The organism is Streptococcus oralis (assembly GCF_026782375.1).
In the GTDB taxonomy this organism is placed as follows: domain Bacteria; phylum Bacillota; class Bacilli; order Lactobacillales; family Streptococcaceae; genus Streptococcus; species Streptococcus oralis_CL.
The window spans coordinates 71,187-89,273 of sequence record NZ_JAKUWJ010000004.1 but is presented as its reverse complement, the minus strand read 5'-3'; the positions used below and the strand labels follow the sequence as shown (position 1 = coordinate 89,273).

25 protein-coding genes are annotated in these 18,087 nt (G+C 39.6%); 4 read left to right on the top strand and 21 right to left on the bottom strand.

Annotation, left to right across the window (positions count from 1 at the left end; all coding sequences use genetic code 11):
• Positions 1 to 19: 19 nt before the first annotated feature.
• The 13 genes from MK409_RS08395 to MK409_RS08335 all read right to left on the bottom strand — a co-directional run bounded on the left by MK409_RS08395 (position 20) and on the right by MK409_RS08335 (position 10,570).
• Positions 20 to 961 carry a YitT family protein gene (locus MK409_RS08395; protein ID WP_000806300.1) on the bottom strand — a complete coding sequence of 314 codons (942 nt, stop codon included), beginning with the start codon at positions 959 to 961 and terminating at the stop codon, positions 20 to 22.
• Entirely contained in the window at positions 939 to 2,702 is a 1,764-nt protein-coding gene (aspS, locus tag MK409_RS08390) for an aspartate--tRNA ligase (RefSeq protein WP_268705980.1), read from the bottom strand. Before aspS ends, MK409_RS08395 begins: the two co-directional genes overlap by 23 nt.
• Positions 2,703 to 2,841: 139 nt before the next feature.
• Positions 2,842 to 3,072, bottom strand: a complete 231-nt coding sequence (locus MK409_RS08385; protein WP_096405856.1) for a hypothetical protein — start codon at positions 3,070 to 3,072, stop codon at positions 2,842 to 2,844.
• Between the two features lie 17 nt (positions 3,073 to 3,089).
• On the bottom strand, positions 3,090 to 3,731 hold the full coding sequence (locus tag MK409_RS08380; protein WP_268705979.1) for a CPBP family intramembrane glutamic endopeptidase: 642 nt from the start codon (positions 3,729 to 3,731) through the stop codon (positions 3,090 to 3,092).
• A 9-nt stretch (positions 3,732 to 3,740) separates the two neighbouring features.
• Entirely contained in the window at positions 3,741 to 4,439 is a 699-nt protein-coding gene (locus MK409_RS08375; RefSeq protein WP_268705978.1) for an ABC transporter permease, read from the bottom strand.
• Complete coding sequence (locus MK409_RS08370; protein ID WP_268705977.1) at positions 4,432 to 5,256, bottom strand: ABC transporter ATP-binding protein; 825 nt, start codon at positions 5,254 to 5,256, stop codon at positions 4,432 to 4,434. Before MK409_RS08370 ends, MK409_RS08375 begins: the two co-directional genes overlap by 8 nt.
• A 10-nt stretch (positions 5,257 to 5,266) precedes the next feature.
• Complete coding sequence (locus MK409_RS08365; RefSeq protein ID WP_268705976.1) at positions 5,267 to 6,001, bottom strand: DUF3169 family protein; 735 nt, start codon at positions 5,999 to 6,001, stop codon at positions 5,267 to 5,269.
• 18 nt (positions 6,002 to 6,019) lie between these two features.
• Positions 6,020 to 6,370: a PspC domain-containing protein gene (locus tag MK409_RS08360; RefSeq protein WP_268705975.1), complete on the bottom strand. Its 351-nt coding sequence runs from the start codon at positions 6,368 to 6,370 to the stop codon at positions 6,020 to 6,022.
• A 2-nt stretch (positions 6,371 to 6,372) separates the two neighbouring features.
• Positions 6,373 to 6,570 (bottom strand): hypothetical protein, encoded by a 198-nt coding sequence (locus MK409_RS08355; RefSeq protein WP_206284039.1) that lies wholly within the window; start codon positions 6,568 to 6,570, stop codon positions 6,373 to 6,375.
• Entirely contained in the window at positions 6,567 to 6,773 is a 207-nt protein-coding gene (locus MK409_RS08350; RefSeq protein ID WP_213988775.1) for a helix-turn-helix transcriptional regulator, read from the bottom strand. The genes MK409_RS08355 and MK409_RS08350 overlap by 4 nt, the downstream gene beginning before the upstream one ends.
• A gap of 143 nt (positions 6,774 to 6,916) precedes the next feature.
• A complete protein-coding gene (gene hisS / locus MK409_RS08345) occupies positions 6,917 to 8,197 on the bottom strand; it encodes a histidine--tRNA ligase (protein WP_268705973.1) in 1,281 nt (426 codons plus the stop codon).
• Positions 8,198 to 8,273: 76 nt separating this feature from the next.
• A complete protein-coding gene (locus MK409_RS08340; protein WP_268705972.1) occupies positions 8,274 to 9,521 on the bottom strand; it encodes a transporter in 1,248 nt (415 codons plus the stop codon).
• A 197-nt stretch (positions 9,522 to 9,718) separates the two neighbouring features.
• Positions 9,719 to 10,570, bottom strand: coding sequence for a helix-turn-helix domain-containing protein (locus MK409_RS08335; protein ID WP_268705971.1), 852 nt, complete (start codon positions 10,568 to 10,570; stop codon positions 9,719 to 9,721).
• 122 nt (positions 10,571 to 10,692) lie between these two features.
• Here MK409_RS08335 and MK409_RS08330 point away from each other — a divergent pair, with 122 nt between their 5' ends.
• Positions 10,693 to 11,034, top strand: a complete 342-nt coding sequence (locus MK409_RS08330; RefSeq protein ID WP_001204052.1) for a metal-sulfur cluster assembly factor — start codon at positions 10,693 to 10,695, stop codon at positions 11,032 to 11,034.
• Between the two features lie 211 nt (positions 11,035 to 11,245).
• Here the strand turns inward: MK409_RS08330 and ilvD are convergent, their stop codons facing one another.
• Positions 11,246 to 12,949 carry a dihydroxy-acid dehydratase gene (gene ilvD, locus MK409_RS08325; protein ID WP_000137343.1) on the bottom strand — a complete coding sequence of 568 codons (1,704 nt, stop codon included), beginning with the start codon at positions 12,947 to 12,949 and terminating at the stop codon, positions 11,246 to 11,248.
• A gap of 220 nt (positions 12,950 to 13,169) precedes the next feature.
• Between ilvD and rpmF the strand changes: the two genes are divergently transcribed.
• Positions 13,170 to 13,352, top strand: a complete 183-nt coding sequence (rpmF, locus tag MK409_RS08320; protein ID WP_000290417.1) for a 50S ribosomal protein L32 — start codon at positions 13,170 to 13,172, stop codon at positions 13,350 to 13,352.
• A 15-nt stretch (positions 13,353 to 13,367) separates the two neighbouring features.
• The gene (rpmG, locus tag MK409_RS08315) at positions 13,368 to 13,517 is read left to right on the top strand and encodes a 50S ribosomal protein L33 (protein ID WP_001265622.1); all 150 of its coding nucleotides are present in this window, start codon (positions 13,368 to 13,370) and stop codon (positions 13,515 to 13,517) included.
• Positions 13,518 to 14,052: 535 nt separating this feature from the next.
• Here rpmG and MK409_RS08310 read toward each other — a convergent pair.
• The 6 genes from MK409_RS08310 to MK409_RS08285 form a co-directional block, all read right to left on the bottom strand.
• A complete protein-coding gene (locus MK409_RS08310; protein WP_268705970.1) occupies positions 14,053 to 15,102 on the bottom strand; it encodes a DUF389 domain-containing protein in 1,050 nt (349 codons plus the stop codon).
• A complete protein-coding gene (locus tag MK409_RS08305) occupies positions 15,099 to 15,422 on the bottom strand; it encodes a potassium channel family protein (RefSeq protein ID WP_001253404.1) in 324 nt (107 codons plus the stop codon). The genes MK409_RS08310 and MK409_RS08305 overlap by 4 nt, the downstream gene beginning before the upstream one ends.
• A 13-nt stretch (positions 15,423 to 15,435) precedes the next feature.
• Positions 15,436 to 15,777, bottom strand: a complete 342-nt coding sequence (locus MK409_RS08300) for a hypothetical protein (protein WP_000397556.1) — start codon at positions 15,775 to 15,777, stop codon at positions 15,436 to 15,438.
• Entirely contained in the window at positions 15,702 to 16,004 is a 303-nt protein-coding gene (locus MK409_RS08295; RefSeq protein ID WP_004240734.1) for a TMEM175 family protein, read from the bottom strand. The genes MK409_RS08300 and MK409_RS08295 overlap by 76 nt, the downstream gene beginning before the upstream one ends.
• A 382-nt stretch (positions 16,005 to 16,386) precedes the next feature.
• A complete protein-coding gene (gene cadX / locus MK409_RS08290) occupies positions 16,387 to 16,725 on the bottom strand; it encodes a Cd(II)/Zn(II)-sensing metalloregulatory transcriptional regulator CadX (RefSeq protein WP_000711083.1) in 339 nt (112 codons plus the stop codon).
• Positions 16,726 to 16,736: 11 nt separating this feature from the next.
• The gene (locus MK409_RS08285) at positions 16,737 to 17,351 is read right to left on the bottom strand and encodes a CadD family cadmium resistance transporter (protein ID WP_000250556.1); all 615 of its coding nucleotides are present in this window, start codon (positions 17,349 to 17,351) and stop codon (positions 16,737 to 16,739) included.
• Between the two features lie 28 nt (positions 17,352 to 17,379).
• Between MK409_RS08285 and MK409_RS08970 the strand changes: the two genes are divergently transcribed.
• Positions 17,380 to 17,565, top strand: a complete 186-nt coding sequence (locus MK409_RS08970; protein ID WP_009013804.1) for a hypothetical protein — start codon at positions 17,380 to 17,382, stop codon at positions 17,563 to 17,565.
• 286 nt (positions 17,566 to 17,851) lie between these two features.
• Here the strand turns inward: MK409_RS08970 and MK409_RS08280 are convergent, their stop codons facing one another.
• Positions 17,852 to 18,064: a hypothetical protein gene (locus MK409_RS08280; protein WP_000710706.1), complete on the bottom strand. Its 213-nt coding sequence runs from the start codon at positions 18,062 to 18,064 to the stop codon at positions 17,852 to 17,854.
• Positions 18,065 to 18,087: the final 23 nt, after the last annotated feature.

Genomic DNA, 18,087 nt, shown 5'->3' with positions numbered 1-18,087 from the left:
GCTGGTCTTTTGAGTATTATTAATTGTCTGTTTCTACGAATCGTCCTAGGATGTGGACATTTTCGGATACAGAGACAAAGGCTGTCGGATCGACCTGTTTCATGATGTGTTTAAAATCATTAAACTCTGCTCGCGTGATAACCGTAATCAAGACTGCTTTTCTCTCATGATTATAGGTTCCTTCTGCATCGTGGATCATGGTTGCTCCTCGGTGCAATTTTTTATGGATTTTTGCGATTACCTTGTCAGGATTATTGGTCACAATCATGGCCTGCATGCGTTTTTGCTTTGTAAAGACCGCATCTGTCACACGGCTCGATACAAAAATGGTGATCATAGAGTAGAGGGCGTATTTCCAACCAAAGGTCAGACCTGCTATCAGCATGATGGTTCCATTTACCAAGAAAGAAATACTGCCGACATTTCTCCCTGTTTTCTTTCGAATGGTCAGACTAACGATATCTGTACCTCCGCTAGAAATATTGTTACGGAGCGCAAAACCAATCCCCAAGCCCATGACAACACCCCCAAAAAGGGCATTGATAATGGGATCCTCTGTCAAGGTCACAACTGGCACAAGCTGGATAAAGAGGGAACTCATGGATACTGTGATAAAGGTAAAGATTGTAAACTTATGCCCAATCTGATACCAAGCCAAAATCATCAACGGAAAATTGATAGCATAAAAGGTTAGCGATATCGGAATGTAAAAACCAAACCAGTGATTACTCAAGGCAGAGATAATCTGTGCCAGACCCGTCGCGCCACTGGAGTAAACGTGCCCTGGTTGAAAAAAGAAATTGACTGCTACTGCTGACAAAAAGCCATAAACCAGAGAAGCCGATACTTTCTCATCATATTTTTCCCGAGAGATACTTTGTAAAACTCGTAAGATTTTTATCTGATAAGCAAAGCGGCGCAGATAATAGCGCCACCGCTTAATTCGTTTTGCTTGTTTCATCTTCTTCTACTTGTAAGCTGAGTTCCTCTAGTTGTTTGAGAGCGACTGTTGATGGAGCTTGTGTCATTGGGTCGGTTGCCTTGTTGTTCTTAGGGAAGGCAATGACCTCACGGATATTTTCTTCTCCTGCTAAGAGCATCACAAAACGGTCAAGACCGATCGCCAAACCACCGTGTGGTGGGAAACCATAGTCCATGGCTTCAAGAAGGAAACCAAACTGGTCATTTGCTTCTTCAGCTGAGAAACCAAGAGCCTTGAACATGCGTTCTTGAAGATCTTTTTGATTGATACGAAGACTACCACCACCAAGCTCATAACCATTCAAGACGATATCGTAAGCAATGGCACGAACCTTAGCCAAATCACCTTCTAATTCGTGAGCTGTTTCTTCCTGTGGAAGGGTAAATGGATGGTGGGCGCTCATGTAGCGACCTTCTTCTTCAGACCATTCAAACATTGGCCAATCAACCACCCAAAGGAAATTGAATTTATCGTTATCAATCAAGTCAAGCTCTTTGGCAATACGTCCACGAAGGGCACCAAGGGTTGCATTGGCTACTTCAAGCGTATCCGCCACAAAGAGAACCAAGTCCTTGTCTTCAAGACCAAGTACTGCAGTCAATTCTGCTTGAATGCCAGTCAAGAACTTTGCAACTGGTCCGTTTAATTCTCCATCAACCACCTTGACCCAAGCAAGACCTTTGGCACCATATTGTTTGGCTACTTCAGTCATCTTGTCGATGTCTTTACGTGAATAGTTGTCCGCAGCTCCTTTGACTACAATGGCTTTAACTGCAGGAGCTTCTGAAAAGACCTTGAAGTCCACATCCTTAACCACTTCTGTCAAGTCCTGAAGCAACATATCAAAACGAGTATCAGGTTTGTCAGAACCGTAAAGAGCCATCGCGTCATCATACTTCATACGAGGAAATGGAAGAGTTACTTCGATGCCTTTTGTTTCTTTCATCACGCGCGCAATCAAGCCTTCTGTGATATCTTGGATCTCTTGCTCCGTAAGGAAAGACGTTTCCAAGTCGACCTGAGTAAACTCAGGCTGACGGTCACCACGCAAGTCCTCATCACGGAAACATTTAACGATTTGGTAGTAACGGTCAAACCCAGCATTCATCAAGAGTTGCTTAGTGATTTGTGGACTTTGAGGAAGAGCGTAGAAATGCCCTTTATTGACACGAGATGGCACCAAATAGTCACGCGCCCCTTCTGGCGTTGACTTAGAAAGGAATGGCGTCTCCACATCGATAAACTCCAACTCATCCAAGTAGTTACGGATAGAGTGGGTCACCTTGGCACGAAGCTTAAGGTTTTCTAGCATTTCTGGACGACGAAGGTCAAGGTAACGGTAACGCAAACGTGTATCGTCATTGGCCTCAATTCCATCTTTAATCTCAAAAGGTGTTGTTTTGGCTGTATTAAGCACCGTCAAAGCTGTCACGTTCAACTCAACCACACCAGTCGGCAATTTATCATTGGCTTGCTCACGCGCAGCGACTTGTCCAGTCACCTCGATGACAAATTCGCTACGAAGGCTTTCAGCTGTTGCCATGACCTCTGCAGATACTTTTTCAGGGTTGATAACCAACTGCATGATCCCTTCACGGTCACGAAGGTCGATAAAAATCAAACCACCCAAGTCACGACGACGGCCAACCCATCCTTTCAAGGTCATTTCTTGTCCGATGTGTTCCTCACGAACACGACCAGCATACATACTACGTTTCATGTTTTCTCTCCTCTTTTATTCTGTTACTATTTTACCATAAAAGCGCAGGCACTTCATGAAAATCAGCAGAAAAGTTTGATTGCCTTTAGAAATCAAAACTAACAGACAAAAAATCCGATGAAAACGTCATCGGATTTTCTTATTTTGATTCTTGGCCTTCTTTGCGTTTTTCTGCGATTTCAGCCGCTTTTTTAGGCAGAACAATCGCTGTTGCATAGGCCGTCGCAAAGCGCATGATTCCTGCAATAGGTGCAAAAATCACTGCTAGATTGTTGTAGAAGAAATCGCCTTTAAAGGCATAGGCAAGCCCCCCGATGATAAAGAAGAGAACGACTGCCTGTATCACTGCTAATAAAATTACTCGTTTCATGTGACCTCCTGACTCTATTATAGCATGAGTATCATCAAAAAGCCGATTAAATTATTCAAAGCGTGTAAAGAAATGCTGTAAAGAAGGCCTTTTCGGCTCACATAAGCCAGTCCCAAACTCAATCCCAAACTAGCATAGACTAAAAACTGTTGCAAACTACCTGGAAAATGAATCAAGGCAAAAAGGACACTCGATACAAGGAGAAACAGAGCTGTCTGTTTGCTATTGTCCTGCTTAGGAAAGAGATAGCGCGCCAAGATTCCTCTAAAGATGAGTTCTTCCGTCAGAGGAGCAAAGACCACTACCATAAAGAAACCAAAGACAGGCTGAGCAACTGTCAGTTGTGATACGATTTGTTGATTGACCGACGGATCATCTGGCAAAAAGAACTGGGCCGTAATCGCCACTAGCAAAACTAGGGTAGGCAACCAGATATAACGATTAAAAGCAGTCGTCTGGATGCTAACCTTTTCTGTCTGATACCATCTGTAAACTCCATAAACATAAGCCCCTGATAGGGCGATATAAAGTGGCAAGACTCCAAAGATCGAAGCCTCTAGGTCAAGAGCTGACAACGCCATACTCTGAACCAGACCATAGCCAAAGAAAAAGGATAGAACAGCTAGAAGAAACCAGCCAAGATTTTTAAGTAAGTTCATATGTGCCTCCTACTTTCCTTTATAGCTATTTTTCAATACGAAGAGACTAGCTAATCCTAGTAAAAGAATCCATGCTAGCAAAAGACCGAGACTTCTCAAAGATAACTCTCCGCCACCTTCTTTTAACAGACTTACCAAAGGACCAATGAAAGAATAGTCCAACAGTTTTTGTGCAGTTTCATTTTGAACGGCAAGAACGGGCAAGAAAGAGACGGTCAGCATAGGAAAAATACTATACACTTGCGCCTTAGACTGGGTATCTGATACTGCACCGATAAGAAGATTAAGAAAGATTATACTGATGGTCGCTAGAAGCAGATAGAGGCCATAGGTAAGAAAGTAGTTTGTCAAATCAACTTTAAGATACAGAGGTAGAACAACCATAGAAAGAAGCATCACGAGAAGAGGAAGAGCCATCATACTCATAGTATACTCTGTTGCTGTCACACCACTTAGTATAAGTGATTTAAGATTACGTTTTTCCTTATCCTCAGCCATCATAATCGATACCATATAACCACTTCCCATACTCAAGACCATCGTCAAACTCATAGAGAGGAGAAACATACTCAATTCTCCACTCTTGTTTAAGAATTCATTATACAGGATAGCAATACCAAAGGGCATTAATAAAGTCGCTAACAAGGTCGAATTGCTAATAAGAACTTGCAACCTTAACCAAAGAAGGGCATTTAATTTTCTAAACATCTAACTTTTCTCCTGTCAATCTAATAAAGATTTCTTCTAAAGTCGGTTCGCAAGAATGAACAGCTATTAGATTTGTCGTATTCAAATGAGGCAATTCTTCAAAAGGAATCACTTGCTCACGCCCATCTTGATAGCGTAAACGAACCTTTTTATCCACATGGTATTTCTGGATAATCTCTTGTGGGCTACCATACTCAATCAAGTTCCCCTTATTTAAAAGAGAGAGGCGATCGCAAAGCAAGGTTGCTTCATTCATATCGTGGGTTGTTAAAAAGATAGTTGTCCCAGCCTGCTTCAATTCTTGTAAGAGAGCATGAATCGATTTTGAGGTGGTAGGATCAAGACCACTTGTTGGCTCATCTAGAAAGAGGATTTTGGGAGCATTTAGAAGAGCACGGGCCAAGAACATCCGTTGTTTCATACCTGTGGATAGTTTTTCTGCGATAATGTTTTTGGCATCTGATAACCCAACTTGATCAAGTACTGTATCTACTCTAGAAGCTTTAAGACCATATAATTTTGCATAAATGAGCAGATTTTTATAGAGGCTCATCTTTTCATAAAAACCACTGGTATCACTAACAATCCCGATTTGTTCCAAATCATTTGAAGTCAAATTTCGAGAGGACTTTCCTAGAAGAACGGTCTCCCCCTGATCTGCAGCCAACTGTCCTGTTAAGACATTGATCATAGTTGTTTTACCTGAACCTGAAGGTCCTAGGAAGCCAAAAATTTCACCCTCTTGAATCTCAAAAGAAATCTGATGCAGAGCTTTCTTGCCTCCAAAACTTTTGCTTACATTTTCAACACGAATCATAGGAACTCCTTTATTTGAAATAACGTTTTACCATAGGTAATTGCATCACATTGATATAAATATGGATCGCTCCTACAAGCAAGAAGGCTAGTAACTGAATCTCTCCTGTCAATAAAGAAAAGAGATCAATCAGAAAGTAGAGACCTGGCAAAACATACTGATTTAATTGGAATAAAACCCGAAAACTCTGTTCCAAATTAGCCTGACGCTCCCCTTCATCATAAGAATTTATATAGTCCAAAACATCCTTTGGTGTAGAGAAGAATTCCAAATCAAACTGACGAACGATCGCAATGGTCTTATAGAGATATTTTTGAGCACTGAAAACCATCGCTAATGCCAAAAAAGAAAGAGATAATGTTAGATAGCTTACATTTAGTACAATTACTTCACTTCCTGAAATGAAGAGAGACAATAAAATCGCTACGCCTGTTATATTAAAAGCAATGGTTCCAAACTCAAGATTACGATACATTTGCACATAATAGCTTTCATTCAGATCATCATCCATTTCCTCTTGATACAAGGAGTGAAATTTTCTACTTTTCTTTAAGAAATTAAAAGTCAAAAGAATGCTAATAAAACCTAATAGTAAACAAATCGCTGATATCCATGGTATCAAGACCTTTACATCTAAAATAGTTCCATGGGATTCTGCACGGGTCTTAAACATCCCTGCAAAACTGCCCAAGAAACCTCCCAAGATAACAGCCATTAAAAATAACAATCCACGTTTCTTTTTCATATTCATCCTCTTTCTAAACTAAACCAATCCAACTAACCACTGACCAAACACTTTACCTGATTCATAAATAGCTGTCAAGCCCTCTGTTCCAAGTGATACTAAAATCAAACAAACAGCAAACAAGAGAATAGCTTGGTTTCTAGCTTTTTTTGCTCCATCTCCCAAGGGTTCATTGCCAAGCCAACCTGCTAGATAGGCATAGAGAGTTACTGTTATAATTCCAATCTCTGTCGAAGAGAGAAACAGCAAGACTGTCACCAAACGAACGATATCGGCTTGAATGTTAAAATAATTTCCTAAACCTGCACAAACACCCGCAAGTTCTTTGTGCTCAGTATCGACTTGAAAACCTGCTAAAAACTTTTTCATATTCATTCTCCTTTTTCACTTGCTAGATTTTTGAATTTCTTTTCAATCCAGTCAACTACTGGGATGAGAGCAAAGTAGGCCCAAACAAATTGGTCGCTTTGATATGGATTAAACCAGCCTAGGTCCATCCCAATCAGTAGAAATACGCTGACTAATAGAGCTATGGCAACTACATAATAAATTACTTTATACTTATTCATTCCTCATCCTCCTCTATCCGAAATACCGACTCGACTGGTTCATTGAATATATGCGAAATCTTCAGGGCGATCACAATGGACGGGGTGTACTCATCCCGTTCTAGTAGGCTAATGGTCTGTCTGGAAACACCTGCTAGCTTGGCCAGTTCGGTTTGATTGAGACCATCGCGAGCTCGAAGCTCTTTTAGACGATTTTTAAGCATTCCTTTCTCCTTTTCTCTTAACTTGATTTCATTGTAACATATCGTTTTATTTTTGACAAGTATATTTGTCAAAAAGTTTATGATTTTTGTCATTTTGCAAAAGAAAACGGTCAGGAATAAGATCCTGACCAGTTTTTCTACTATTAAAAGCCTAATTTTTCAAAGATTTCTGAGAAGTTTTGGCTAATAGCATCAAGTGACACTTGCACTTCTTCTCGTGTTTGGTTGTTCTTAACTGTCACTTGTCCGCTTTCGACTTCGCTCTCTCCGAGAGTGATGAGGGTCTTAGCCGCAAAGACATCGGCTGACTTGAACTGAGCTTTGAGCTTCCGGTTGAGGTAATCACGCTCTGCTTTGAATCCTTGTTGGCGAAGGGCTTGTACCAATTCCAAGGCCTGGACATTTGCTCCTTCACCCAAGACTGCGATATAAACATCTAGAGCGTTTTCGATAGGGAGGGCCACACCTTGCTTTTCAAGGATGAGAAGCAGGCGCTCTAAACCAAGGCCAAATCCAAATCCAGCAGTTTCAGGACCACCAAAGTAGGCAACCAAACCATCGTAGCGACCACCTGCACAGACGGTCAAGTCATTGCCCTCGATCTCAGTGATAAACTCGAAAATCGTGTGGTTGTAGTAGTCCAAACCACGTACCATATTGGTATCGATGATATAGTCTACACCCAGATTTTCCAACATCTGACGGACGGCATCAAAATGAGCTTGGCTTTCTTCATCAAGGAAGTCCAAGATAGACGGCGCATTTTCTACTGCCACCTTGTCTTCTTTTTCCTTAGAGTCCAAGACACGGAGAGGATTTTCCTCCAAACGACGTTGGCTATCCTTCGACAAGGTCTCCTTGAGCGGTGTCAAATAGTCGATCAAGGCTTGACGATAAGCCGCACGGCTCTCAGGATTTCCGAGAGTGTTGAGGTGTAGTTTGACACCTTGGATACCAATTTCTTTCAAGAAATGAGCTGCCATAGCGATTGTTTCCACATCGGTAGCTGGATTGCTAGAGCCAAAGCACTCGACACCAATCTGGTGAAATTGGCGTAAACGCCCTGCCTGTGGACGCTCATAACGGAACATAGGGCCCATGTAATAGAACTTACTTGGCTTTTGCACTTCTGGTGCGAAGAGTTTATTTTCCACATAAGAGCGAACAACGGGCGCAGTTCCTTCTGGACGGAGGGTAATATGGCGGTCACCCTTGTCATAAAAATCATACATTTCCTTGGTTACGATATCGGTCGTATCTCCGACAGAGCGGCTGATGACCTCGTAATGCTCAAAAATAGGCGTGCGCACTTCCGCATAGTTATAGCGCTTGAAAATTTCACGGGCAAAGCCCTCAACATACTGCCACTTGGCAGATTCAGCAGGCAAGATATCTTGCGTTCCTTTTGGTTTTTGTAATTTCATAGGGAATCCTCTTTAAACTTAATAGTCTTATTTTACCATAAATAGAGGGATTAAAACAGTGAGAAAAAATTAGGATTCAAATATCATTTTTGAGATTAAGAGTTGTCAAAAGGATAGCCAGCAAAGAAAGACCAACAAATAATATCCAAGTCAACTGCATATTCCATACGGCTACAAGTGAAAAACAAGCTGTTCCCACAGGTATGGATAAGGTAAATAATAAACCTAAAAAATTACTGGTACGAGCTAAAACCTCTGGAGCTAGATTTTTCATGAGCATGGCACTAATCTTTGGTTGAACTTTACTAGACACATACAGAGTTAAAAATAGAAATAGCAAACCAAGCACGACTTGATTGAATACGTTAGCCAGACCAATTAGACTGAGCCCTACGGTAGCCCACATCATCAATCTAGGCAAGGACTGCTTCCCAAAATAATCATTGCCCGTAAGGCTACTAATGATGATTGCTAACAAAACACAGACTTGATTGATAAATAGTGTCTCTGTGTAAGAAAAATTCAAGAGAGAATGGCTCAAAAAGAAGATATTGTAGATACCTCCTAAGGAACCACCCAAGGCATTGATAAGCAAGACAGCAAAGATCATGAATCCAAAGTTTTTCTGTCCACCTTTAAGAAAAACGAGACGTAAATTTCGGTAAATTGTTAGGAACTGGTCTTTGATAGAAAGCTTCTCATTTTTTAGGTTTTCACCATCAGCAGATGACATTGACAGACTCAATTTGCTTTTTCCTAAAAAGAGAATAAAGGCTGATACTAGGAAAAAGCAGGCATTGATTCCCGCAACGAGGGAAAAATTGTTAACCGATAGCCCTAAAAGCCAGACTCCGAAAGCTTGACCACCAATAGCTGAAATATAGGTGATAAACTGGGAAAAAGAATAAGCCTCCATCAAATCATTTTCAGCTACCTTTTCCTTAATGAGAGGCATGCGCAAACCACCAGCAAAATCACTGATTATATCACTAATCACATTGATCAAACACAGGCTAGAAAAGGCAAATAAACTAGCTTGCTGGACAACTAAAGCTGCTAGAAAAAATAAAACCGCCTGAAACAAACCGCTATAGACCATCCATTTGACCTTGTCCCTCGTGTAATCTGCCCGAATCCCTACAAAAACTGTAAAGAGAGTCGGAAGAATCATCACAATATTTGCTACAGCAACCGCAAAAGATGCTTGTGGCAAGGTCGATGCATAAACGATAAATACCAGGTTAAAAATCGAAGCACCAAAGGCATTGAAGAAGCGCGACAAAGTCAAGAGTCGATAAGCTTGATTTCTAAACAATAGTTTCATAGGTAATCTCCCTTCTTGTTCTAATCCCTATATGAAGTATGACTATAGTATAGCACTTATGAATTAGCGAAAAAAATTTTTGAATATATGCAACACACAAAATAAGCAAAAAAACGATAGAACTTCTTTAATGGCCTGAGAGAGATCAGGAGTTCTATCGCTTCAAATTTTAAATTATTTTCTTACCTTGCAGATATTCAAGCATCAGTCGTTTTTCTATAGTATTCGGCAGATTTGTTACAGCCAAGCATCTCAAAAATATGGACAGCATCCTCCATCTTTTTTTGTCCTTCCTTAACTCTACCTTGCTTGCTATCAAGGAGACCTTCCGCCCACAAATAGACAATTCGGAAATAGGTCTCGTTTTCCTTGTAGAAATGCTCTTCGATAACACGTTTAAAATAATAGGCATTGGTAAATTCTTCACACTCAATACTGGCTAAAAAACCATTCAATAGCATAGTGTGAAAAATGTTTCGATTACCAGACATTTCCATTAGAAAATCAGATTTTCGGACCATTTCTCGTACATATCTAGTAAAAAGAGGAACAGATAAGAGTGGGGAACTAACTGAGAACAAATTGAGTTCATAGTTTCCCCAAATCTCGGTAGAAAACAGGTAATCATGAAGGACTTCCCCTTCCTCTCTTGTCAACTCTACCGTTTCATCCATGCTCTTCATATAAGACTTGATCATAATGGCATTTAGAATATGTTTCTGTTTGTTTTGAGAATGGGCATACTTTTGATACTCCTTGCGATACAAGTCCTCGAGAGGTGCTATGTTCTTTGGATCCAAGATATCTGTGATTTCTTTTCTCAACTCAGAATCTGTATCATACTGAAAACCTCTCGCCAGAAAGAGGATTTCCTCTACACTGGCAGATATATTTTCTAGGGCAAACAGAAACTTTTCCACCGAAAGTTCACTCTGACCTGTTTCAAATCGGGACAACATAGACGGCGAAAATTGTCCCCCAGTTGCTTGTCTCAGCGAGATATTTCTTGACTCTCGTAATTGTCTAAAGACTTTTCCAATCTGCTCCATAGACTTCCCCTTGATTCCGTATTTTCTTCATTTTATCATATTTTTCAGAAAATTCATCAAAAACTTGCCAAATTGTCAGAATTATGAGAAAATAGAGGATATTTATCACGTGGAGGGACGTAATGAGAGACGATATCAAAATCAATGACCGCGCTTTGGCCTTACAAGACCAAATTATCGAAAAACTAGAGAAGGTTTTTGATACAGATGTGGAATTGGATGTTTACAATCTAGGGCTGATTTATGAAATCAATCTAGATGAAACAGGTCTCTGCAAGATTGTCATGACCTTCACCGACACTGCCTGCGATTGTGCAGAAAGCTTACCTATCGAAATCGTGGCAGGTCTGAAACAAATCGAGGGTATCGAAGATGTCAAGGTTGAAGTTACCTGGTCGCCTGCCTGGAAGATTACACGAATCAGTCGCTACGGCCGCATTGCCCTTGGACTGCCACCTCGTTAATACTCTTCAAAAATCTCTTCAAACCACGTCAGCGTCGGCTTGTCGTAGTACGGTTACTGACTTCGTCAGTTCTATCCACAACCTCAAAACAGTGTTTTGAGCAACCTGCACCTAGCTTTCTAGTTTGCTCTTTGATTTTTATTGAGTATAAGCAGGCAAATCACTTTTGAAGATGAAAAGAAGCAAGCCGAAAATGGCTTGCTTTTTGAGTTTATTTTTTACCTGACTTGTCCATATTCCAGAAGTCTGTCACGGCTCCGCGAGAAGCGGATGATACGATGTGGGCGTATTTACCGAGGACACCACGGCTGTAAAGTGGTGGCAAGGTTGTTTCTGCCTTGCGTTTTTCAAGTTCTTCTTCGGATACGGCCATGGAAATTTCTTTGGTATCTTGATCAACCGTAACGATATCGCCTGTACGGAGGTAAGCAATTGGTCCACCATCCTGAGCTTCAGGGGCAATATGTCCGACAACGAGACCATATGTACCACCAGAGAAACGGCCATCTGTCAAGAGAGCAACCTTGTCTCCTTGACCTTTACCAACGATCATTGATGAAAGGGATAGCATCTCAGGCATACCAGGACCACCCTTAGGTCCAACGAAACGAACAACGACAACATCGCCATCAACGATTTCATCTGTCAGAACAGCCTGGATAGCATCTTCTTCTGAGTCAAAGACTTTAGCAGGTCCAACGTGACGACGCACTTTAACACCTGATACTTTAGCAACCGCGCCATCAGGAGCAAGGTTCCCGTTCAAGATAATCAATGGTCCGTCTGCACGTTTTGGATTTTCCAGTGGCATGATGACTTTTTGACCTGGTGTAAGGTCTGCAAAGTCAGCCAAGTTTTCAGCGACTGTCTTACCAGTACATGTGATACGGTCTCCGTGAAGGAAGCCATTCGCCAAGAGATATTTCATAACCGCTGGAACCCCGCCGACTTCGTAGAGGTCTTGGAAAACATACTGACCAGATGGTTTCAAGTCGGCCAAGTGAGGCACACGTTCTTGGATCGTATTGAAGTCCTCAAGTGACAAATCAACATTAGCCGCATGGGCAATGGCAAGCAAGTGAAGAGTGGCATTGGTAGAACCACCGAGAGCCATGGTTACTGTAATGGCATCTTCAAAAGCTTCACGAGTCAAGATATCTGATGGTTTGAGGCCAAGCTCCAGCATCTTGACAACAGCTCGTCCTGCTGCTTCGATATCTTCTTTCTTGTCAGCTGACTCAGCTGGGTGAGAAGAAGATCCTGGCAAACTCATCCCTAGAACTTCAATAGCCGTCGCCATGGTATTAGCCGTGTACATACCACCACAGCCACCAGGGCCAGGGCAGGCATTGCATTCGAGACGCTTGACGTCCTCAGCTGTCATATCACCGTGGTTCCACTTACCGATTCCTTCAAATACCGAAACCAAGTCGATGTCTTTGCCATCAAGATTTCCAGGCGCAATGGTTCCCCCATAAGCGAAAATAGCCGGGATATCCATATTGGCAATGGCAATCATAGAACCAGGCATGTTCTTGTCACAGCCACCGATAGCCACAAAGGCATCCACATTGTGACCACCCATTGCCGCTTCGATTGAGTCCGCAATGATATCGCGAGATGTTAGAGAGAAACGCATCCCAGGCGTTCCCATGGCAATCCCGTCCGCTACCGTGATAGTTCCAAACTGAACAGGCCAAGCACCTGCCGATTTGACACCTTCTTTGGCCAATTTCCCGAAATCATGCAAGTGAATGTTGCAAGGGGTATTTTCCGCCCAAGTTGAAATCACTCCCACAATCGGTGTTTCAAAGTCCTTATCTGTCATACCAGTCGCACGAAGCATGGCACGGTTTGGTGATTTAACCATGCTGTCATAAATGCTACTGCGGTGACGTTTATCTAATTCAGTCATCTTATCCCTCCCATTTCAGTTTTTACTATTATAGCACATTTTAAAAGCAATGAACAGAAGAAAATTCTTGAATTTTCAGAAAATTTCGATTACTAACTCCTAATTTTTTTATCTTTTTTTGTCAAGTAACTTTACTTTACAAAAAAAATGTGTTATCCTAGTATGGTTGATGAAAATCACTAGATTGAATCGAATTTAAATACCTAAAGGAGAAAAGAAAATGGCAGTACCTGCACGTCGCACTTCAAAAGCGAAGAAAAACAAACGTCGTACCCACTACAAAGTAACAGCTCCATCTGTAAACTTTGACGAAACTACTGGAGATTACTCACGTTCTCACCGTGTATCACTTAAAGGATACTACAAAGGACGTAAAATCGCTAAAGCTGCATCAGCTGAATAATAGAAGGGAGATACCATGCGCGTAAATATCACACTTGAACACAAAGAATCTGGTGAACGCTTGTACCTTACTTCTAAAAACAAACGTAACACTCCAGACCGTCTTCAATTGAAGAAATACTCACCAAAACTTCGCAAACACGTTGTGTTTACAGAGGTTAAATAAGGGTTCACTACACGTCAGTAGACTTTAGAAACCTTGATTTAAAGCAATTCTTGAATTTCGAAATTTCACTACATTGCGATATGAATCAATCGAATCACTACCTTTTTCACTACCTTTTATGTAATAAGAAACTGATTCGTTTATTTAAAAAGAAGAGGAACTTTAGTGTCAAGCTCCTCTTTTTTATTTGCTCTTTTACTTACAAATCGTAAGACCTGGTTTGGAAAGTATGAATTTCAGTTGGACTAAAAACAGCGTAATATCAAGACTTTTCTCCGCTTTTATAAAAGCGTTTTTCCAATCAAATTCAACTAATTTTATCTAAATGGTGTGGATTTTACCCCCAAAATTACAGAGAATGGAGCTGATAAACACTAAACGTTCACACCATTAGTTAAATGATTTTTTTCATCATTTTTCTTAGATGATAGAACTTCTAATTTATTTCTTATTCAAGCAAAAACAACCTGCTATAAGTAAGAAAGAGGAAGATACAAGAAAAACACGGCGTAAAAACCGATTCAGTTCATTGTCCTCAATCCTTGTCTGCTTCATTTTCTTTTACGAGATCGTTTTGTGAATCTTTTTCAGAGAGTTTTTGATCAATATACTTGTCAATGTTTTCATAAAATTCCTTGGTCGCTTCACTATCTAATGTTGGCGAGTTCTGAACTTGATTCACTTTCAATTGAACAGATTGAATACCGTAAGAGGCTTGTTTTTGGTGGAGTGTTTCTAATTCTTCTTCTGAAATCGGATCTCCAACAACCGTCAAGACCAATTCATTGTTACTTGACTTGTAGACTTGATTAATAACCGTATAATTGGCGAACTCTTTTCCTACAAACTGTTTGATCCCTTCTTTTCGTGCTTGATCCATCGTCAGAGTGACTGCTGAATAGCTGGCTGGAAGAATCAACAATACAATCAAAGAAATCAAGCCAATTCTCATTTTAATGCTCAGCTCTTTAAATGAAGTTAAAGGAGATTTTCTCATCAAAATTCTTGTTCCAACAATGTTGGCTAGCATGATAAAGACACAGTTGATCAAGAAAAGATAGAGAGCCCCCAATAAAAATCGTACATTCCCATTAGCTAAACCATAGCCAGCAGTACAGATAGGCGGCATCAAAGCTGTAGCAATGGCTACTCCTGGCACGATATTGTTTGCTTCTTTTTTCCTTGAACCGATCACACCAGCAATCCCACCAGCAATAGCAATGAGAACATCCCAAATGGTTGGAGAGGTTCGTGCGATCAACTCGCTACTTGCATAAGACAAGGGAGAAATCCAGAAATACAGAGTCGAGACAAGCAAACTGACCAACACTTGAGTCAATAAAACCTCTAGAGATTGCTTGATTAAACGCGTATCAAAAATAGCTAAACCGAATCCCAGTCCAACAATCGGTGTCATGAGAGGTGAAATTAACATGGCTCCAATAATAACAGCTGTTGAATTCATATTTAGACCGATAGAGGCAATAAAAATTGCACACATCAAAATCGCTGTATCTCTCAATCGAACATGAAGGTCATCGTATAATTTCTCACGGTATTCCCGTGTTGAATAATTGGCAGTCATTTGTCCTCTCCTCTTTCCTTATTTAAATCGGTATAATAATTAATAATAACAGCTGATAAACAGCCAAAAAATATGAGCCCATAAATCGTCAAGAAGACACTGGTAATCCTTCCAATCAAGGTCACAGCTAGGAGATCCCCGTAGCCGACAGTCGTCGAAGTCACAAAAGCATACCAAAGACCGTCTCCGTAATTTGTGATAGCAGGTTCAACTAGGAAAAGCACGCCTCCTGACCCAAAAACAAAGGTCACAAAACTCAGAGCAAACCGAGTAAAACCCGTAACCTGTATAATATGCCATAACATTTTTAAACGTCTCATTTGTTCTCCTTATTCATACTAGCTCCTGACCGAGCCGTTTTTTCCAATAATCAAAGTGAAGATAGGACATGATCTCCATCAGAGAAAGATAGACAAACTGATAGATCTGATTTAAGCTGATTATCAACTGATATTGTTTGAAAAATGACTGGAAGAAAGACCAGATATGACTGTCTTGAATCAGTCCCTTCTTAACATCAGACAGGATATTAGCTAAAGCTCCCAAGGACTGAAACGGTAAATCCTTGACATTTATATAGATCCGGTCCACCACATCATTCAGACTGGTATCTTGGATGGCATGAAATTCTCCAAAGAGAACTCCTGCCGCTCCAAGAGTAGAAACAAATTCCACCAAATAATTTCTGAGGAAATTTTCTCAACCTTTTCCCATAATGTGTTTAGTGCCATCCATAACGATCCCAACCAGAAAAAGGAAAGAAAACAAGCAAAGAAATTTTGCCGTAAATCCCAAAAAGCTTCAAGACTTGGTGTTGTTGGTTTTTCTAACTCTAAAATCAAGATGGTCATAATAATTGCTAGAACAGCATCTGTCAATACAATTAATCTGTCTTTCTTCATCGGATTGCATCCCCTTTCTTTTTTGTAACATTCTATCTTATCGCATAATATTGGATATTCTTTCATAATCCGACTACAAACAAAAATAAACCAAAAAGTCTGTCCCTATTATGCTATATTTAACTCTAGAAGTATTCATCCATCTAATTAATAAATATATCATATTTCACAATAAATGACTACTATCAAAGATACATTTTCTTTCAGATTTCTCCCTTTTAAACTTGGCTAACTTGACCTGCATTACCTAGGTCGCTTTGCTTTAAATTATACTTTTTTCTTAAAGATTTGCTACGAGTAGTCTTTCATGTGAGTAATTTTTATCAAAAAATTTCATAGATAAGTCCTATATATAATCATGATAAAGTAGTAAAAATAGTTGTTATCCTAGTTGATTAAAAAAGTCTTTGATTTCCTCATCTTTTATAAAATAATATATAATTTTCCCCTCTCTTCTAGTATCCAAGATGTTTTGATTGGCTAGTTTACGAAGATGGTGGGAGGCAGATGCCATACTGAGATTTAGTAAACAGGCTATATCACAGACACAGAGTTCTTCAACAGCAAGGAGATAAAAGATGATATTTATCTGTTTATTATCGGTAAACTTTGATAAAATACGAAGTGATTTTTGGACTTTTTCCTTTTCAAGGTAGTTCGTTGCGGTTGTAACATTTTGCTGATTTATAATATTCACTTGGCAGATACTATCTTTTTTCATAATTTTTTCTCCTAGCCGAACACAGTCCTTAGCATGTTAAAGCTGTTGTTTTCAATCAGGATATACATCCCCAGTCCTAAATAAACAACGGCAATAAACCATCTGCTATATTTTTCCAAAGTTTCTCCAACAGAAGGGACTTGTGCCAATTTTTGGGCAGAAAAAACCAAGAGATAAATCATGACTAGAAAGGTAAGTAAAGCCACTATCAAATTCGCTAAATTTAAGGTAATAAAATATGGGACAAAAACACCAATATTGTCAGCACCACAACTTGCAAAAGTAATCATAGCGACTAGAAAAATCAGGTTTTTATTATCTTTGCGCAAACCATCTTTTGCAATAGCTTCTCCATCAGAATCTCCTAAAAGCAAAACTTTGAGTCCTAGGAAAATTGGAATCAAACCGAGCAAACCTAAAATCTCTTTACTAGGAATATAATTTAAGACAAATGCAAAAAGTAAACTTAGCAATATTAGACTAACAGAGCCTAGAAATTGTCCTAAATAGATGTTAATGATGTCTTTTCTGCTTTTTCTTTTGGCAAAAAATAACATTAGGATAATAAGTAAGTCTACGGCTGTCCCAGAATACAGGATTATTGAAGTAACAACATTTTGAACCATAAAGCACCTCATTCAAATATATTTTTGAATGTATTTTAACATTAAACTTTGTAGATGTCAACTTCAGCTCCATCAAAATATAGATAAGAAGGTAGTGTCCCAAACATTAAAAAGCCCTGCCATCGAAATGATAGCAGGGCTTAACTTCAATATCCAGATGATATATTTATCTAAAAAAGGTAGAGTAAAAGGTAGAGTTTTTATTGATTTGTAGTGCGATATAATGAGTTTCCAAAAATCAAAAATCGCTTAAAATCAATATTTTGACATCTATTGACGTGTACTGAAACCCTTACTTAACCTCTGTAAGGATATAATTACGGTACCAGTATATCATAAATAATAACAAAATCTTGACTTTCCGAAAAATAAGTATTTTCCGGAAAAATATCGAAATTAAATCAAAACTAAAAATATCTCATACATTTGAACTGCACCCCAAAAGTTAGACAGAAAAAATCTAACTTTTGGGGTGCAGTTCATCAAAGGTGCTTTTCATTTTAAAAAACTTGTGGAAAAACTTCATCCCATATATCTACTAAGCTTTTCCCGTCAAATACTTTAGCTTCCATAGCTTCATCAATTGTATCAAACTGCTGACCTTCATAATCATAACCAACTACACATATACTCGATAAAAAGCAAGCACCTCGGCTATTATAATTAAATTCAAGATCTTTGTCTAAATATTTTTTAATTTCATCCTTTTTCATATAGGACCATCCCAACTAAAACA